Annotated in this window: 24 protein-coding genes; 12 read left to right on the forward strand and 12 right to left on the reverse strand. The window is 73.2% G+C overall.

Going from position 1 to position 15,087, the window contains the following annotated elements:
- Positions 1-112 precede the first annotated feature (112 nt).
- The 4 genes from pgm (at position 113) to OHA81_RS29150 (ending at position 3,320) form a co-directional block, all read left to right on the forward strand.
- On the forward strand, positions 113-1,753 hold the full coding sequence (gene pgm / locus OHA81_RS29135) for a phosphoglucomutase (alpha-D-glucose-1,6-bisphosphate-dependent) (protein WP_329200801.1): 1,641 nt from the start codon (positions 113-115) through the stop codon (positions 1,751-1,753).
- 70 nt (positions 1,754-1,823) lie between these two features.
- Positions 1,824-2,708, forward strand: coding sequence for an oxygenase MpaB family protein (locus tag OHA81_RS29140; RefSeq protein ID WP_329202600.1), 885 nt, complete (start codon positions 1,824-1,826; stop codon positions 2,706-2,708).
- Between the two features lie 112 nt (positions 2,709-2,820).
- The gene (locus OHA81_RS29145) at positions 2,821-3,087 is read left to right on the forward strand and encodes a DUF4235 domain-containing protein (RefSeq protein WP_329200803.1); all 267 of its coding nucleotides are present in this window, start codon (positions 2,821-2,823) and stop codon (positions 3,085-3,087) included.
- Positions 3,088-3,134: 47 nt separating this feature from the next.
- Complete coding sequence (locus tag OHA81_RS29150; RefSeq protein WP_329200805.1) at positions 3,135-3,320, forward strand: CsbD family protein; 186 nt, start codon at positions 3,135-3,137, stop codon at positions 3,318-3,320.
- Between the two features lie 127 nt (positions 3,321-3,447).
- Here the strand turns inward: OHA81_RS29150 and OHA81_RS29155 are convergent, their stop codons facing one another.
- The 3 genes from OHA81_RS29155 to OHA81_RS29165 all read right to left on the reverse strand — a co-directional run bounded on the left by OHA81_RS29155 (position 3,448) and on the right by OHA81_RS29165 (position 5,285).
- Positions 3,448-3,993, reverse strand: coding sequence for a DUF5133 domain-containing protein (locus tag OHA81_RS29155; RefSeq protein ID WP_329200807.1), 546 nt, complete (start codon positions 3,991-3,993; stop codon positions 3,448-3,450).
- 116 nt (positions 3,994-4,109) lie between these two features.
- Positions 4,110-4,514 (reverse strand): ATP-binding protein, encoded by a 405-nt coding sequence (locus OHA81_RS29160; protein ID WP_329200809.1) that lies wholly within the window; start codon positions 4,512-4,514, stop codon positions 4,110-4,112.
- A 210-nt stretch (positions 4,515-4,724) separates the two neighbouring features.
- Entirely contained in the window at positions 4,725-5,285 is a 561-nt protein-coding gene (locus OHA81_RS29165; RefSeq protein ID WP_329200811.1) for a hemerythrin domain-containing protein, read from the reverse strand.
- Positions 5,286-5,451: 166 nt separating this feature from the next.
- Here OHA81_RS29165 and OHA81_RS29170 point away from each other — a divergent pair, with 166 nt between their 5' ends.
- Complete coding sequence (locus OHA81_RS29170; RefSeq protein ID WP_329200813.1) at positions 5,452-6,684, forward strand: FUSC family protein; 1,233 nt, start codon at positions 5,452-5,454, stop codon at positions 6,682-6,684.
- Between the two features lie 102 nt (positions 6,685-6,786).
- Here OHA81_RS29170 and OHA81_RS29175 read toward each other — a convergent pair whose 3' ends face one another.
- From OHA81_RS29175 to OHA81_RS29205, 7 genes are all read right to left on the reverse strand, one after another.
- Positions 6,787-7,053 carry a GlsB/YeaQ/YmgE family stress response membrane protein gene (locus OHA81_RS29175; RefSeq protein WP_329200815.1) on the reverse strand — a complete coding sequence of 89 codons (267 nt, stop codon included), beginning with the start codon at positions 7,051-7,053 and terminating at the stop codon, positions 6,787-6,789.
- A 16-nt stretch (positions 7,054-7,069) separates the two neighbouring features.
- Positions 7,070-7,603, reverse strand: coding sequence for a type 1 glutamine amidotransferase domain-containing protein (locus OHA81_RS29180; RefSeq protein ID WP_329200817.1), 534 nt, complete (start codon positions 7,601-7,603; stop codon positions 7,070-7,072).
- Between the two features lie 81 nt (positions 7,604-7,684).
- Positions 7,685-7,903, reverse strand: coding sequence for a hypothetical protein (locus tag OHA81_RS29185; RefSeq protein ID WP_329200819.1), 219 nt, complete (start codon positions 7,901-7,903; stop codon positions 7,685-7,687).
- 98 nt (positions 7,904-8,001) lie between these two features.
- The gene (locus OHA81_RS29190) at positions 8,002-8,166 is read right to left on the reverse strand and encodes a hypothetical protein (RefSeq protein ID WP_329200821.1); all 165 of its coding nucleotides are present in this window, start codon (positions 8,164-8,166) and stop codon (positions 8,002-8,004) included.
- A gap of 94 nt (positions 8,167-8,260) precedes the next feature.
- Positions 8,261-8,479 (reverse strand): hypothetical protein, encoded by a 219-nt coding sequence (locus OHA81_RS29195; RefSeq protein WP_329200823.1) that lies wholly within the window; start codon positions 8,477-8,479, stop codon positions 8,261-8,263.
- 189 nt (positions 8,480-8,668) lie between these two features.
- The gene (locus tag OHA81_RS29200) at positions 8,669-9,202 is read right to left on the reverse strand and encodes a hypothetical protein (protein WP_329200824.1); all 534 of its coding nucleotides are present in this window, start codon (positions 9,200-9,202) and stop codon (positions 8,669-8,671) included.
- 119 nt (positions 9,203-9,321) lie between these two features.
- Complete coding sequence (locus OHA81_RS29205) at positions 9,322-9,708, reverse strand: VOC family protein (RefSeq protein ID WP_329200826.1); 387 nt, start codon at positions 9,706-9,708, stop codon at positions 9,322-9,324.
- Between the two features lie 168 nt (positions 9,709-9,876).
- On the opposite strand from OHA81_RS29205, the gene OHA81_RS29210 reads away from it, so the two are divergent.
- Complete coding sequence (locus tag OHA81_RS29210) at positions 9,877-10,890, forward strand: DNA topoisomerase IB (RefSeq protein ID WP_329200828.1); 1,014 nt, start codon at positions 9,877-9,879, stop codon at positions 10,888-10,890.
- A 49-nt stretch (positions 10,891-10,939) separates the two neighbouring features.
- Here OHA81_RS29210 and OHA81_RS29215 read toward each other — a convergent pair whose 3' ends face one another.
- Positions 10,940-11,215 (reverse strand): isoamylase early set domain-containing protein, encoded by a 276-nt coding sequence (locus OHA81_RS29215; RefSeq protein WP_190184408.1) that lies wholly within the window; start codon positions 11,213-11,215, stop codon positions 10,940-10,942.
- A 262-nt stretch (positions 11,216-11,477) separates the two neighbouring features.
- Here OHA81_RS29215 and OHA81_RS29220 point away from each other — a divergent pair, with 262 nt between their 5' ends.
- From OHA81_RS29220 to OHA81_RS29230, 3 genes are all read left to right on the forward strand, one after another.
- The gene (locus tag OHA81_RS29220; RefSeq protein ID WP_329200832.1) at positions 11,478-11,786 is read left to right on the forward strand and encodes a plasmid stabilization protein; all 309 of its coding nucleotides are present in this window, start codon (positions 11,478-11,480) and stop codon (positions 11,784-11,786) included.
- A gap of 115 nt (positions 11,787-11,901) precedes the next feature.
- Positions 11,902-12,276, forward strand: coding sequence for a hypothetical protein (locus tag OHA81_RS29225; protein WP_329200834.1), 375 nt, complete (start codon positions 11,902-11,904; stop codon positions 12,274-12,276).
- 91 nt (positions 12,277-12,367) lie between these two features.
- Positions 12,368-12,742, forward strand: coding sequence for a hypothetical protein (locus OHA81_RS29230; protein WP_329200836.1), 375 nt, complete (start codon positions 12,368-12,370; stop codon positions 12,740-12,742).
- Positions 12,743-12,775: 33 nt separating this feature from the next.
- Here OHA81_RS29230 and OHA81_RS29235 read toward each other — a convergent pair whose 3' ends face one another.
- Positions 12,776-13,024, reverse strand: a complete 249-nt coding sequence (locus OHA81_RS29235) for a hypothetical protein (protein ID WP_329200838.1) — start codon at positions 13,022-13,024, stop codon at positions 12,776-12,778.
- Positions 13,025-13,174: 150 nt separating this feature from the next.
- On the opposite strand from OHA81_RS29235, the gene OHA81_RS29240 reads away from it, so the two are divergent.
- The 3 genes from OHA81_RS29240 to OHA81_RS29250 are packed head-to-tail and all read left to right on the forward strand — an operon-like array spanning position 13,175 to position 15,057.
- Positions 13,175-13,666 (forward strand): DUF5709 domain-containing protein, encoded by a 492-nt coding sequence (locus OHA81_RS29240; protein WP_329200840.1) that lies wholly within the window; start codon positions 13,175-13,177, stop codon positions 13,664-13,666.
- A 28-nt stretch (positions 13,667-13,694) separates the two neighbouring features.
- The gene (locus OHA81_RS29245; RefSeq protein ID WP_329200841.1) at positions 13,695-14,615 is read left to right on the forward strand and encodes a Rieske 2Fe-2S domain-containing protein; all 921 of its coding nucleotides are present in this window, start codon (positions 13,695-13,697) and stop codon (positions 14,613-14,615) included.
- 43 nt (positions 14,616-14,658) lie between these two features.
- Positions 14,659-15,057: a hypothetical protein gene (locus tag OHA81_RS29250; RefSeq protein ID WP_329200843.1), complete on the forward strand. Its 399-nt coding sequence runs from the start codon at positions 14,659-14,661 to the stop codon at positions 15,055-15,057.
- Positions 15,058-15,087: the final 30 nt, after the last annotated feature.

A 15,087-nucleotide genomic window follows, 5' to 3' on the forward strand; every position in this document is an offset into this window, starting at 1 on the left:
AAACCCGGACGAACGCTGTAAACCCGGCCGGTAGGAGTGGCTCCCGCTGGGTAGGCCGTGGGGAGGGAAGCCCCCAGCAGTGGAGTGCCGAGCAGCACGGAGGAGCGAACGGATGCCGAACGAGCGAGCGGGCCAGCAGGCGCGGGCGGAGGACCTCATCGACGTGTCCCGGCTGGTGACCGCGTACTACGCCCTGCACCCGGATCCCGCGGATCCGGACCAGCGCGTCAGCTTCGGCACCTCGGGGCACCGCGGATCGTCCCTCGCCACCGCCTTCAACGAGGACCACATCGCGGCGACGAGCCAGGCCATCTGCGAGTACCGGGCCCGGCAGGGCGTGGACGGGCCGCTGTTCCTCGGCGCCGACACGCACGCACTGTCCGAACCCGCCCGGGTCACGGCCATCGAGGTGTTCGCCGCCAACGGCGTGGCCGTGCTCCTCGACACCGCCGACGGCTACACGCCCACGCCCGCGGTCTCCCACGCCATCTTGACCCACAACCGCGGTCGCAGCGGGGCCCTCGCGGACGGGGTGGTCGTCACGCCCTCGCACAACCCGCCCGGCGACGGCGGGTTCAAGTACAACCCGCCCCACGGCGGACCCGCCGGATCGGACGCGACCGGCTGGATCCAGGAGCGGGCCAACGAGATCATCGCCGGCGGCTCGAAGGAGGTGCGCAGACTGCCGTACGCGCGGGCCCTCGCGGCCGCCACCACCGGCAGGTACGACTTCCTGGGCGCCTACGTCCGCGACCTGCCCTCCGTGCTCGACCTCGACGCCGTCCGCGCGGCGGGCGTGCGCATCGGCGCCGACCCGCTCGGGGGCGCCTCCGTCGCCTACTGGGGACGCATCGCCGAAGAACACCGGCTCGACCTGACCGTCGTCAACCCGGAAACCGACCCCACCTGGCGGTTCATGACGCTCGACTGGGACGGGAAGATCCGTATGGACTGCTCCTCCCCGTACGCGATGGCCTCCCTGATCGAGGGCCGGGACCGGTTCGACCTGACGACCGGCAACGACGCCGACGCCGACCGCCACGGCATCGTCACGCCGGACGGCGGCCTGATGAACCCCAACCACTACCTCGCCACCGCGATCGACTACCTCTACCGCCACCGCGAGGGGTGGCCGGTCTCCGCGGGCATCGGCAAGACACTCGTGTCCTCCGGGATGATCGACCGGGTGGCCGCCGACCTCGGCCGCGAGCTGGTGGAAGTTCCCGTCGGCTTCAAGTGGTTCGTGGACGGGCTGTCCGGCGCCACCCTCGGGTTCGGCGGTGAGGAGTCGGCCGGCGCCTCCTTCCTGCGCCGCGACGGCTCCGTGTGGACCACCGACAAGGACGGCATCCTCCTCGCCCTGCTCGCGTCGGAGATCCTCGCGGTGACGGGACAGAGCCCCTCCGAGCGGTACGCCGCGCTCACCGCCCGGTTCGGCGAGCCGGCGTACGCGCGCGTCGACGCCCCGGCCACCCGGGAGGAGAAGGCGGTGCTCGGCCGGCTCTCCCCGCAGCAGGTCACCGCGGACACGCTGGCGGGTGACCCGGTCACCGGGGTGCTGACCAGCGCCCCGGGCAACGGCGCGGCGTTCGGCGGGATCAAGGTGACCACCGGTCACGCCTGGTTCGCGGCCCGCCCCTCGGGCACCGAGGACGTCTACAAGATCTACGCGGAATCGTTCCGCGGCCCCGGACACCTCGCCGAAGTGCAGGAAGCGGCGCGGTCGGTGGTCGCGCAGGCGCTTTCCGCCTGAGCCGCCCGCGGCCGGGCCGGACCGGGGACTGCCGGTCCGGCCGGCCGCGCGGGAGGATGGGAGCGTGGACATGTCGCAGCGGTCGGGCCAGGGCCTGCGCCAACGGGTCGGCACCAGTCTCTTCGCCCACGTGGCGGGGCCGGGCGGCCGGCAGAACCGCGCCCGCATCCACGGCACCCCCGGCCCGCGCTGGTTCGGCCCCGAGCGGCCCATCCGCACCGTCCACGGAGACGCCTCCATGTTCGTCGGCGGCCTCAGCGCGCTCCTGCTGCAATCCCTGCACCCGCGTGCGATGGCCGCCGTCGCCGCGCACTCCGGCTTCCGGGGCGACCCCTGGGGGCGGCTCCAGCGCACCAGCACCTTCCTCGCGGTCACCACCTACGGCACCGCCGAGGACGCCCAGCGCGCCGTTGACCACGTACGCGAGGTGCACGAGCGGATACGCGGAACCACGGCCGCCGGTGAGCCCTACCACGCCGCGGACCCGCACCTGCTGTGCTGGGTGCACGTGGCGGAGGTCGACAGCTTCCTGCGTGCGCACCAGCGTTACGGTGCCCACCCCCTGGACGGCGCCGGCTGCGACGCGTACATCGCCGACACCGCCCGGGTCGCCCGCGCGCTCGGCGTACCCGACCCACCGGACGACCGCGCCTCCCTCGCGGCCCGGCTCGCCCGCTACCGGCCCGAACTGCGCGCCACCCCGGAGGCCCTGGACGCGGCCCGCTTCATCCTCCGCGAGCCGCCGCTGCCGTGGATCGCCCGCGGCCCCTACGCCCTCCTGGCGGCGAACGCGGTCCGCACGCTGCCGCCATGGGCCCGGGAGGCGCTGGGCCTGCGCGCAGCGCCGTACCTTCCGGAGGACCTCGTACTCCTGTCCGGCAGGGCGGTGACCGGGACGATCAGATGGGCGCTGGGGGCCCTTCCGCCCCGTGAGGAGCCCCCCGCGGCCCGCTGAGCCGCACGCGGAAAACCACCGGGCACCGGGCTTATCCCGGCAGCGGCGGGGAAGACGCCGCTGCGAAGGTGCTCCGGCTACCAGCACGGGGCCGACGGAGGGAGCGCGGACGGTGAACAAAGCCAAGATCGCCTACAAGCCGGTGGGACTGGCGCTCGGCGCCGGCGCCGGCATGCTGGCGGGCGTGGCGTTCAAGCAGGTCTGGAAACTGGCGGGCCACGAGGACGACGCGCCGAACGCCACGGACGAGGGCAGGGCCTGGCGCGAGATCCTGCTCGCGGCCGCCCTGCAAGGGGCGATCTTCGCCGTGGTCAAGGCCGCGGTCGAACGGGGCGGAGCCACCGCCGTACGGCGCGTCTCGGGCACCTGGCCCGCCTGACGGGCGGGCACGCAGAGAACACGCGAACACCGGGCCGAGGAGTCACCATGGCCGGCAAGGGCGGCATGGACAAGGCAAAGGGCAAGGTCAAGGAAGTCGCGGGCAAGGCCACCGGCAGCGACAAGATGGCAGCCGAGGGCAAGATGGACCAGGCCAAGGGCGAGGCGAAGAGCGCGCTGGAAGAAACCAAGGGCCGGGCCAAGGGCGCCAGAGGAAACAAGGGTTCGCTCTGACACCCTCCGGCACTGTCACCCCATCGACCCCATCGACCCCATCCACGACAGCAGACGGCTCCGCCCGGTACCCACCGGGCGGAGCCGTCCGTTCGGGCGCGACCGTCCCTTTCGTCAGGCCGTTTCGTCAGGCGCCCTGGTCGCCCCGCGCGGGCTGCTGCGGCTGCGCGTCGACGAGTGTCTCGGCGGCCTTGAGCGCATCGTGCGGGGTCCGGCGGCCCATCATCACGCACAACGTGTACACGGCGTCGTCCAGCTCGCGCTGCAGGGCGAGGTCGCCCGGGGATCCCAGCACCTCCCGGCGCAGTGCCCGGAAGCGCGCCACGTGCTCGCGCAGGACGTCCGGCCTGGGCAGCAGCCGCGCCCCGGCTCCCTGCTGCGGCCCGGACCTGGCCCGGCGCATCGCCGTGCGCAGCGCTTCCTGGACCGGGGTGGGCTCGTCCTGGCCGCCGAGCAGTGCGACGGCCGCTCCGGCGCTCTCCTGCGCCGTCGTGCCCGTTTCCTCGGCGGCCGCCGTGAGCAGTCGGCGCGCGGTTTCCGCGCTGCACGGAACCAGTGCCATGAGGATCCCCGTCGCCAGCTCGGTGCGGGCACGCGCCGCTGCCGCGGCGGCGACGGCAGGGTCGGCGGCCGCGGGCGTGCGGCGGCGCTGGGGTATCGGTGTCTCGGTCATCGTCGCCTCCGCTTCTCCTGCCGCTTCGGGCCTGAGCGTGCCCGGTATCAGGCATCCCGTATCCCGGTATGCGGTCAAATCGCGGTCAGAGGCGCGTTCCCGCCGGGGCCCGGCGGTCACTCCAGGGCCACACGTGCGTGGATGGTCTTCCCGCCGTCCGCGGTCGGCCGGATCTCGACGGATTCGGTCAGGTGGTGCACGAGGTTCCAGCCCCAGCCCCCGTGCCCCGTGTGGTCGGGCACCCGGGGCGTGGGCGGGTGCGGGCTCGTGTCCGTCACGTCGACGTCGATGGCGTTCGCGTGCAGCGTCAGGCTGAGGGTGCAGGGGCCGCCGGTATGGCGCAGCGCGTTCGTCACCAGCTCGGTGACCAGGAGGAGCAGGGTGTCGGGGGCCGGGTCCGGTACGGCACGGCCGTGCTCCCTCGCGTCGGCCAGGAACCGGTGGGCGGTATCGCGGGCGACCGCGTTGGCCCCCGGCCGCGGGGCGAGCGTGATGCGGTGCTGGACGAGTGAGGTGTCCATGGACGCTGTCTCCCTGCGCGCCTTGACGGTGACGTCTTTGCGCCTGCCCGTGGCCCGACCCGGCATGTGTCGCGAGCGCGTCGCTTTTCCCGCTGCTTCCTCCGTACAGCGCCGCACGGCGCGACGCACGGCAGCACCGCACCCCGTCAACGCACGGCGCTCCGGAGACCGGACGCCACCGGTCCCCGGAGCCGCCGTTCAAGGGGAGCGTCAGTCCTTGCCCCGTCCGCTCATCGCGTCGCGCAGCCGGTCGACCAGGCCCACCCCGGGGGCGAGCAGCTTGTTGGCCGGCGGCTTGTCGGGCGCCGACGGGTGCGGCCGGGTCGGGGCCATCTTCTTGGCCTGGCGGACCTTGTCGCCGAGCTTGTCGAGCATGTCCGGGGTGCAGGCGGCGCGCAGCTGGGGGAAGAGGTTGTTCTCCTCGTCGGCCACGTGGGCCCGGATCTCGGCCATGAGCTTGGTCATCAGGGCGTCGAAACGCGGGTCGTCCGCGGCACAGCCCTCCAGGTCCTTCATGGTGCGCTCGGCCATCGCGTGGTCCTCCAGCTCCTTGTCCGCGATGCTGTCCCCCTCGGGAAGGTGCTCGCGGACGGCCGGGTACAGGTACGACTCCTCGGCCACGGAGTGCCGGACCAGCTCCATGATCGCCTGGTCCGCGTAGTGCTTCCTGCGCGCGTCGCCCGACGGCAGTTCCTGGATGTTGGTGAAGAGCTCCTCCACCTCCTCGTGGTCCGTGGTGAGTTCCGCGATGACGTCGCCGCCGTGTCCCATGCCGCTCTCCTCTCTCGTGCCGATGGTCTGATCCAGGCCACCCAGTGAACCGCCGCGCAGCGAGCCGTCGGGGCATTGGTCCTCACGTAGCGTGTCGTGACATATCCGGTGTGTACTGCGCGCGTCGGATCGCGTTGATCTTCACGCGAAGGGGAAAGGGCGGGTCATGTCACTCTCTGCTCCACTGCGTCAGCTGGTGCGGCGGCACCGGGAGCCCGCCGTCGTCCAGACCGTCCGTTCCACCGCGGCCGCCGTGATCTCGTACGTCGTCGCCCTGCAGCTCAGCGGTGAACCCGCCCCGCTGACCGCTCCGCTCACCGCGCTGCTCGTCGTGCAGGTCACCCTCTACTCGACCCTCACCACCGGCATCCGCCGGGTCAACTCCGTGGTGGCCGGGGTGCTGCTCGCGATCGGATTCAGCGCGCTGGTCGGCCTGACCTGGTGGAGCCTCGGCCTGATCATCCTGGTGTCGCTCACCATCGGACCGCTGGTGAAGGCGGGCGAGTTCGTCCCCGAAGTCGCGATCAGCGCCATGCTGGTCCTCGGCGTCACCCGGGTGGCCGACACCGCCTGGGACCGGGTGCTGGAGACCTTGATCGGCGCCGCCGTCGGCCTGCTGTTCAACATCCTGTTCGTGCCGCCCGTATGGGTCGGACCGGCGAGCGAGGCGATCACCGACCTCGCCCGGCGGATGCGCGCCCTGATGGTGCACATCACCGACGAACTCGACGAGCACACCCCGGTGGAGAAGGCCGCCGCCCGGCTGCACGAGGCACGCCGGCTCGACAACGACATCGCCCAGGTCGACGCCGCGCTGCGGCAGGCCGAGGACAGCCTGCGGCTGAACCCGCGCGTGCGCGAAGGGCTCCTGTTCCGCCTGGTCCTGCGTACCGGACTGGACACCCTGGAGATCTGCGCGGTGGTGCTGCGCGTCTCCTGCCGCACGCTGACCGACCTGGCGCAGACGCGGCCCGAGCAACCGCTGTTCCCGGCGCACATCGCGCAGGCGCTGCGGGAGCTCTACGCGCACACGGCCATCGCCGTCGAGAGCTTCGCCCAGCTGATCACCGCCCAGGTCAGCGCGAACGCCGAGGAAGCCGAGAGCAGGCTGACCGAGGAGCTCAACACCGCCCGCCTGAGCCGGGACAAGCTGGCCGGACTGCTCCTGGAACAGGTCCGCACCGACCCCGGCCAGTGGCAGCTCTCGGGCGCCCTGCTCGCCGAGGCGGACCGGGTGCTGGACGAACTCGGCGTGGAGAAACGTTCCGAGCGGCTCATCGAGGAGCTCGACCGGCACTCGCAGCTGCGGCGCGAACGCTTCCCCCGCCTGCACCGCCTCGCAGACCAGCTGCGGCTGCGCCCCGCCGACGACCAGGGCGGCCGATCGCGCCGGTGGTGAGGCGGACCGAAGGAGTCGCGCTCCCGGTGCGACAGGGCCCGGACGGGCGAAAGCCGGCCCCCCGCCACTCGGCGGGGGGCCGGCTTCGGAACGGGGCGGCCCTCAGGTGTGCCGGCGCCCGGCGACCAGCCGGTAGACCAGCAGCACGATGACGGAACCGACGATGGCCGCGATCCACGTCGACAGGTGGAAGAAGCCGTTGATCGAGTCCACCCCGAAGATCACCTTGCCGAGCCACCCGCCGAGCAGGCCGCCCACGATGCCGATCAGCATCGTGATCAGGCATCCGCCGGGGTCCCGCCCCGGGGTGATGGCTTTGGCGATGAGCCCGGCCAGCAGGCCGATCAGGATCCAGGCGATGATGCCCATGCGCAGCGGTGTCCCCTCAGCGGTTGAACTCGGTCAGGAAGGTCTTGCAGAACACCGGCAGGTCATCAGGCTTACGGCTGGTGACGAGCGTGTTGGGGCCTGCCGTGCACACCTGCACGGCCTCGTCGACCCAGGTCCCGCCCGCGTTCTCGACGTCCGTGCGCAGACTCGGCCACGAGGTCAGCGTGCGGCCTCGGACGCGGCCGGCTTCCACCAGGGTCCAGGGGGCGTGGCAGATCGCCGCGACCGGCTTGCCGCCGTCGAAGAAGCTCTGTACGAAGGCCACCGCTTCGGCGTTCGTCCGCAGTGCGTCCGGGTTGGCGACACCACCCGGAAGGACCAGTCCGTCGAAGTCCTCCGCCGAGGCCTGCGAGACGACGAGGTCGACGGGGAAGGTGTCCGCCTTGTCGAGGTGGTTGAACGCCTGGACGCGGCCCGGCTCCGTCGAGACGAGCTGGGGGTTGCCGCCGGCGTCGATCACTGCTTGCCACGGCTGGGTGAGCTCGATCTGCTCGACGCCCTCCGTAGCCGTCAAAAACGCCACGCGCATGGGTGGGTCCTTCCTGTGCGAAGAGGGATGAGGTTCGTAAATCGTCCGTCGTCTATCGCCCCTTGCCGGTGACGAGCCATCTCAAACCAGCTCATGTCGTGCAGGGAAGCGGGTGACCCTGCCGGTGGCCACGGGTCGGGCGTGCGCGCCGGGCGGCCGGTGGGCCCGCGCGGGAGGGGGCAGCGGGGGCCGCCGGGCCGGGCCGGCGGGCGGTGCGCCCAGGAGACGTTCTTCGTACCGCCCGAGGGCCAGCATCGCGGCCAGCATGACGGGGGGAGTGAGCAGCGCGACGGCGAGCATGGGGATCCTTTGCGTCGGACGAGCGTGTCCCTGTCACGCGTGCCCCGTCGCTCCGCACGGAACCGGCCGGACCGCACGCACCGGTCCTGGGCGCGGTCCTACGAGCGGCAGCGGCGCCGGTGTGCCAGGAGGGCCGCGGCCACGGCGACGGCGCCGGCCGCAGCCGTCATCACCGTCCGGCGGCTGTCCTGGAGGGAGAGGGCGACCTGGGCCGCCTTCTCGCGGGCCGGCTGGGGCGGCACGTTCGCGTTCGGGTGTTCCACCTCGCGGGCCTCCTGCTCTTACGTGGGCCGGCCCGTCGGCCGGGAAGTCAGCGGGCGTTTTCGGTGAGGAGCCAGCGGCCGTCTCCCGGCGCCGTCAGGGGGGCGACTCCGCCCACGACTCGGGTCCGGGGCCGCGCCACTCGACGAGCTCGGGATCGGTGAGGTCCAGTTCCCCGGGATCCTCCATCCCGGCCGCGCTCAGGAAGACGAGGATGTCGGAGGGCTTGTGGGCCACACCGATGGCGACGCCGTCGTAACGCACCCGGCGCCAGCCGTTCTCGTCCGGAGGGTAGATGACCAGTCGGGCGGACATGCTCCCATCCTCGGTCGTGTCGCCGCCCGCGGCGCCCCCGGTCGCGCGTACGGGTGGACGCCCGGGCGCTGCGTCAGCGGTGCTCAGGGCGGAATGCGGCCTCCGTCGCGGCCGGGAGGCCAAGACCGCACCCCGCACGGCGGCCCCTACCCCGCGCGGTTCCCGGAAAACGAGCCGGGCGCGCCCCGCTCAGCCCGCCAGCGCGGTATCCGCCCCCAGGCAGTCCACCAGCCCCGGGCGGTGCAGGTCCGCTATCGGCGCCAGCAGGTCCGGGTGGCGCAGCAGCGCCGCCGCGTCGCGGTCGTTCGCCTCGGGATCGGTCAGGCGCCGGAAGGCCACCGGGACGGCATCGGCGTGATCGGTCCCGGCCAGCGCGCCCACCGCCGCCGAGGCCAGCGAAGGCGCGGTCAGCAGGCACGCCGCCCAGCTGGCCACGACCTCGTCGACCCAGCTGCGCCAGACGTCCTCGCGCTCCTCGTCCTCGCAGGGTGCGTCCGCCCCGGTGATCCAGTCCAGGCGGCCCGAGCCGCCCGGCCCGGTCAGCGCGACCAGCTGCGCGTCGAGGTCCGTCGGGTACCGCAGCCACGCGGCGACCGTGACGGCCTGCCGGGCCTGCGCCTCGGCCAGGCCCCGCTGGAGCGCGCCGCTGCCGGCGGGGTAGGCGCGGGTCAGCCAGTGCGTCGTCGCCGCTATGAGCGGGGACAGGGAGGTGTCTGCGGGCACTGGTGACCATCCGGGCGGATAGGAAAAAGGAGGGATCGTCACGATAACGGCCGCATCGGCCGCATGGGAATGGCCCGGCGCGGATCGTGGCGTACGACACGGCAGCCCCGTGCCCGGGTTCACACGCGCAGCCGCAGCGGGTGGTCCGCCGGCACCTCCACGACGGCGATCCGCACGCCGTCCGGGTCCTCGATCCACATCTCGATCAGCCCCCACGGCTCTTGCCGGGGCGGCCGGAGCACCGCGACCCCCCGCCCCAGCAGCTCCCGGTACGCCGCCTGCGCGTCGGCGACCTGGAGCCACAACCGCAGCCCGGGGGCGGGCGGGCTCTCCGAGCGGCCCGAGACTTCCAGGAACCCGCCGCCGAGGAAGTAGACCGTCCCCCGCTCGGGCCCCGTACCGAACTCCCGGTACACCGCGAGGCCCAGTGCCCCGCCGTAGAACGCGCGCGAACGGTCGGGGTCCGTGGGGGTCAGCAGCATCCTGCTGCCCAGTACGTGCACCATGCGGACGAATCTAGGCCGTCTCTTCCGTATCCTGCCTGACCCGCGCCGCCCGACAAGATCCGAAAGAGACGGCCTGGACGTCCCCCGGGCCACGGGGGCACAGCCGCGCTTACCGGGGAGTATCCGTGCGGGAACCGGGCAGAAGCCGGGCGTCTGCGGAGGAGGACCATGCGGCTGCGCACGAGTCGCCCCGACCGGCCCGGATACGTCCGGGTACGCCACGGCCGGGGTTTTCGCTACCTGGACCTGTCGGGAACCCCGGTCACCGACCCGTCGGAACGCGAGCGGCTGCGCGCACTGGTGATCCCGCCCGCCTGGACCGACGTGTGGATCTGCCCGTGGCCCGGAGGCCACATCCAGGCCATGGGGACCGACGAGGCGGGCCGTCGGCAGTACCTCTACCACCCGGCGTTCCGGGAGCGCCAGGAGGCCGCCAAGCACGAACACGTCCTGGACGTCGCGACCCGGCTCCCGCGCCTGCGCCAGGGCATCGAAGCGGACCTCGCGACGCGGGGCCTGGGCCGGGAGCGGGTCCTGGCCTGCTCGGCGCGCCTGCTCGACCTAGGCTTCTTCCGCGTGGGCGGAGCCGCGTACCGGCGGGACCACCAGGCTTACGGGCTGACCACGCTGCTACGGGAACACGCCGTCTGCAGCCGGGGCGAGGTCTGTTTCCGCTACCCCGGAAAATCGGGGCAGGAGCAGATGCGCGCCCTGGTCGACCCCGCCGCGTACGCCGTCGTCAGGTCACTGCTGCGCCGGTCCGAGGGGCATTCCCAGCTCTTCGTGTACCGGCAGGGCCGCGTCTGGCACGACGTGCGTGCCGGCGACGTCAACGACTACCTGCGCAGCAGGTCCGGTACGGACATCACCGCCAAGGACTTCCGGACCTGGCACGCGACGGTCCTGGCCGCCGTCGCCCTGGCCGTCTCGGCCGACGTGGCGGGCGAGTCCCGGGCCCGGCGTACGAAGGCGGTGGCCCGTGCGGTGCGCGAGGTGAGCGGCTACCTGGGCAACACGCCGGCGGTCTGCCGCTCCTCGTACATCAACCCGAGGCTCTTCGAGCTCTACGAGAGCGGTGTCACGATCAAGCCCGCGCTGGACCGGCTCGGCGCGGACGTCGTCTACGGGCACCCGGCCACCCACGGGGAGGTGGAGGCGGCCGTACTGGAACTGCTCGGTTGAACCGGCGGGCACCCGCCGGACCTCCGGTGCGGGGCCGGGTGCCGCGGTCTCAGGTGCGCAGGTGGCTGTTGGTGCCGTCGTGGCCGTCGGCCTGCTCCTCGTCGAACCAGTAGTCGCCCGCGGCGAGGTACCGGAACGTGTGCGTCTTCTTCCCGCTGAGTTCGACGGTCACGGCGCGCAGGCCGTCCTCGCGGGGAGCCAGCACGTGGGTGCCCGGCTGCCAGTCGTTGAAGTCGCCCACCACGCTGACCGGCCCGGGCGGATTGTCGGCCGGAAGGACGAAGGTGACCTCGGTCCCGTTCTTGCGCCGCTTGCGTTCGAGCACGTGAAACTCCTTTGCCGGAGGTGGGTGCGGCCACTGTGCCAGCGGGGTGACCGGAGACGGCCTGGGGCGCGTGAAACGGCGGAAGGTTTCACCCGTACGCCAAGCCGTTGAAAACGCCCGGGTTTGCCGACGGCGCCGGACGGGGGCGGCCGACGGGGCGGCGTACCTCCGGGTGGCCGCGCCGGGGTGCGCGAGCCGGCGCCGGCCCGCAGCATGGCCGTGTCCACCCCTATGCGTCACCCCGTGCGTGAGGAGAACTGCGATGCCCCGAGGATCCAGCGGTAAGCGTGAGCGCCAGTACGAGCACATCAAGGAGTCCGGCCAGGAGCGCGGCATGTCGGAGGGCCGGGCGAAGGAGATGGCGGGCCGTACGGTGAACAAGGAGCGGGCCCGCTCCGGCGAGACGAAGTCGTCGAGCCGCAGCTCGTCCGGCTCCGGCCGGAGCATGGGCTCCGGCAGCGGCTCCTCGGGGCCCACCCGCGACGCGCTGTACGAAGAGGCGAAGAAGCGGGGCATCGAGGGCCGTTCCGCGATGAACAAGGAGCAGCTCAAGAAGGCCCTCGGGCGCTGAGCGGTGGAGCGCCGCCGCCGCGGCGGACCGGCGGCCCGCCGGTCCGCCGCGCCGCGCGTGACCGCCCGCGCGGGGGCCCGAATCACCCCGAAGGACCCTGAGGAAAGGCGACGTGATGAACAGCGAAGCACGGCACGCGGACGACGCGGTGCTGGTGACGGCCACCGACTGCTCGCCCGAGTGTGCCCGTACCCTCATCGGGTTCCTGGAGCGGGCCTTCCCCGACGACGGAGGGGAGGGCGTCGAGACGCAGGCCCGGGACCACACGGGAGCGCCCACCGTCTGGAGCACGACCATCGACGCCGGCAGACCGGCGGCGCCGACGGGCCCCGTCGCCCTCGACGGCACGGTCCGGGTGGGTGTGCAGGGCGGCCCCCGCGCGGTGGACCGGGTCCTGTTCGCGCTGACGGAAGCCTTCACCGTCGAGGCGAAGGGCACCGTCGCCGGGGACCAGGAGCGCGAGGTCGAGGTGCTGTTGCGCTCCCCGTGAGAGGCGCGCCCCGCCAGCACCGGGGCCGGGCGGCCCGGTTCCGGCGCAGTGGGGTGGGGCCCCGGGGCGGGACCTTGTAGACTCCGTACCCATGTCGAAGCCTGACGACCTCCTTGTCGCCATCGCCGCCGCCGTGGAGTCGGAGCCCACCAATCAGATGGCCCTCACCGTCGTGGTGCACGGCGCCGTGATCACGGGCCGCCTCGCCCCCGAGAGCGTGTGGCGCCAGCGCGTGGCCGAGGTCCTCAAGGACTCCGACCAGCTCGGCGCCTTCGCGGACATCTTCGCGGACTCGGGGACCATGTCCCCCTCCCCGAAGGTGGCTCCGCCCGCGTACCTCCACTTCCACGTGGCCCGGATCCTGCAGGGCACCGTCGGCATCCCGGAGACCGGCGGGATGTACCGGATCGCGATCAAGGACGTCAGCGCCTGGACGATGGGCGATTTCAGCTTCTCCGAACGCTGATCCGCCCGGCGCCCGGCCCCACCGCCCGTCCGGCTACTCGGGGCCCTTGGCCGGGCTCCTCGCCCCGCGGTCCTTCGCCGGGCCGCTTGTCCCGGCGTTCTTCGCCGGGCCGCTTCCCTCGCTGCCGCGGTCCTTTCCGCCCTGCCCGGAACGCCGGTCCTGCGGCTCACCGCTCCGTGCGAGTCGTTCCTTCTCCGGATGGTCCACGTGGGGCCCGCGGCGCTTCGCCTCGTCCTCGTCATGGTGCAGTGGCACGCCGCCCGCGCCGCCCTGGTCGTCCATGGCACTCTCCCTCCGTAGGTTCCGGTTCCCGGCGGCTACCCGCCCTCCGGGCCGGCCATGCGGCCGCGTCCGCCGGCCGTGTGAGCCCCGCCGGACGGGGTAGGCGCCCGCCGAGGGCCGCCACACCAGACCCGGGGAAAGGCAACGATCATGGCCAGCGACACGCAGGGCGACGAGGTGTACCAGCCGCAGAACGGTGACCAGCGCGCCGAGTACCAGCCCGACATGGAGAACGCGCTCGACGAGCCGGACGCCGACCAGCGCCTCGACGAGGGTTACGACACCCCCGACCGGCCCCGCGCAGTCTCCCGCCACGGCACCACGGCGGCCGAGCAGCGCCAGGGCGAAACCCTGGACCAGCGCCTCGCACAGGAGACCCCCGACGTCGGGCAGAACGGCCAGGACACCGGTCCGCATCCCGAACCCCTCCCGGGCGACACCGTCGGCCGGCTCGCCCCCGTGGAGGACAACCACCCCCGGCGGGCCTTCGACGTACTGGCCCACGACGTCGGCACCGACGGGGGAGCGCAGTCCGCCGAGGAGGCCGCCATGCACGTGGTGGGCCGCAACACCGCCCACGAGTACGGCGAGGACGCCCGCGAGCCGGAAGAGTCCGGACCCTCCGGCGGCGGAACGCCATAGCGGGCCCGACTCGGGGTAGGCGCCCGCCATGGACCTACGAAGCACCGCACTCGGCACCGCAGGCAAAGGCCCCGGACCCGTCCTGACCGCGATGGAGCGGCTGGAGCAGACGCCGGTGGCGGACGGGGCCATCGAAGCCCTCCGCCGCGCCGTACGCGCCCTCCCGCTGGGAGCGGCCCGGGACGTCCTGCACGGCCGCCCCATCGGCCACCCGGCACACCCGCCGCTCGTCCAGGTGCCGCTCGGCGCCTGGTTCTCCTCCGCAGTCCTGGACCTGCTGCCCGGCCAGCGCCGGGCGGCGCACGCCCTGATCGGGGTGGGCGTGGTCACCGCCGTCCCCGCCGCCCTGGCGGGCTGGACGGACTGGGCAGAGCTGCCCCCCGAGCAGGCCCGCGTAGGGCTCGTCCACGCCCTCACCAACAGCGTCGGCCTCTGCCTCTACGCCGGCTCCTTCGCGGCCCGCGCCCGGGGCCGGACCTGGCGGGGCAGGCTGCTGTCCGCGGCGGGCCTCGCGGCAGTCTCGGCGGGCGGCGCACTGGGCGGCCACCTGGCCTACCGGCAGGCCGCGGGAGCCAATCACGCCGAAGCGGTGACGCACCTGGTGGGGGAGGGCTGGCACCGTGTCGGACCCGTCGCGGACTTCGCCGTCGACCGGCCCGTCCGTGCGCGCGTGGACGGGGTGGACGTACTCGTGGTCCGCGCCACGGGCGGCGCCGTACACGTCCTCGCGGACCGCTGCTCGCACATGGGCGGGCCGCTCTCCGAAGGCGAGATCACCGACGGATGCGTACGCTGCCCCTGGCACGGCAGTGTGTTCAGGCTCTCCGACGGCTGGAACGTCGAGGGCCCGGCCACCGCCCCGCAGCCGTCGTTCGAGACGCGCGTCGTCGACGGTCACGTCGAGGCCCGGCTGCGCCCCTTCCACACCCCACGGTCGTCGTCCCCCTGAAACCGGGGCCCCGGCCGCAGCAAGCGCTCAGGAGGTGTAGTGCATGGCCAAGAACAGGAAGTCGGGACACCCGTCACACGGTGAGGGTCCCAGTCGGCACGAAGGGACCGAGCAGCACGGATGGTCGCCCGACGTGGACGCCACCCGTCAGCAGGACAACCCGAGCGCGGAGCGCTCCTTCCACACCGACGAGTACGGGGGCGAAGGCCCCGACCGGCGCTCCGGGACCAAGGCGTCGCCGACCAAGGCCGACGAGGGCACCCCCGTCAAGACCGGCGGCCGGCGCGGGGAGCACAAGAGCAAGGGATCCGGCTCCGGCGACAAGGGCCACCACGACATGGGCGAGAAGGGAGCCTCCCGGCGCCCCAGTGGAACCAAGGACGCCTCCGCGTACACGGGAGTCGACCCCCAGGACCCGCCCGGCGGACGCCGTGGCGGCTGAACGGACAGCCGGACGGAGAGCCGGACCGGC

It is taken from the genome of Streptomyces sp. NBC_00667, from assembly GCF_036226825.1.
Lineage (GTDB): Bacteria > Actinomycetota > Actinomycetes > Streptomycetales > Streptomycetaceae > Streptomyces.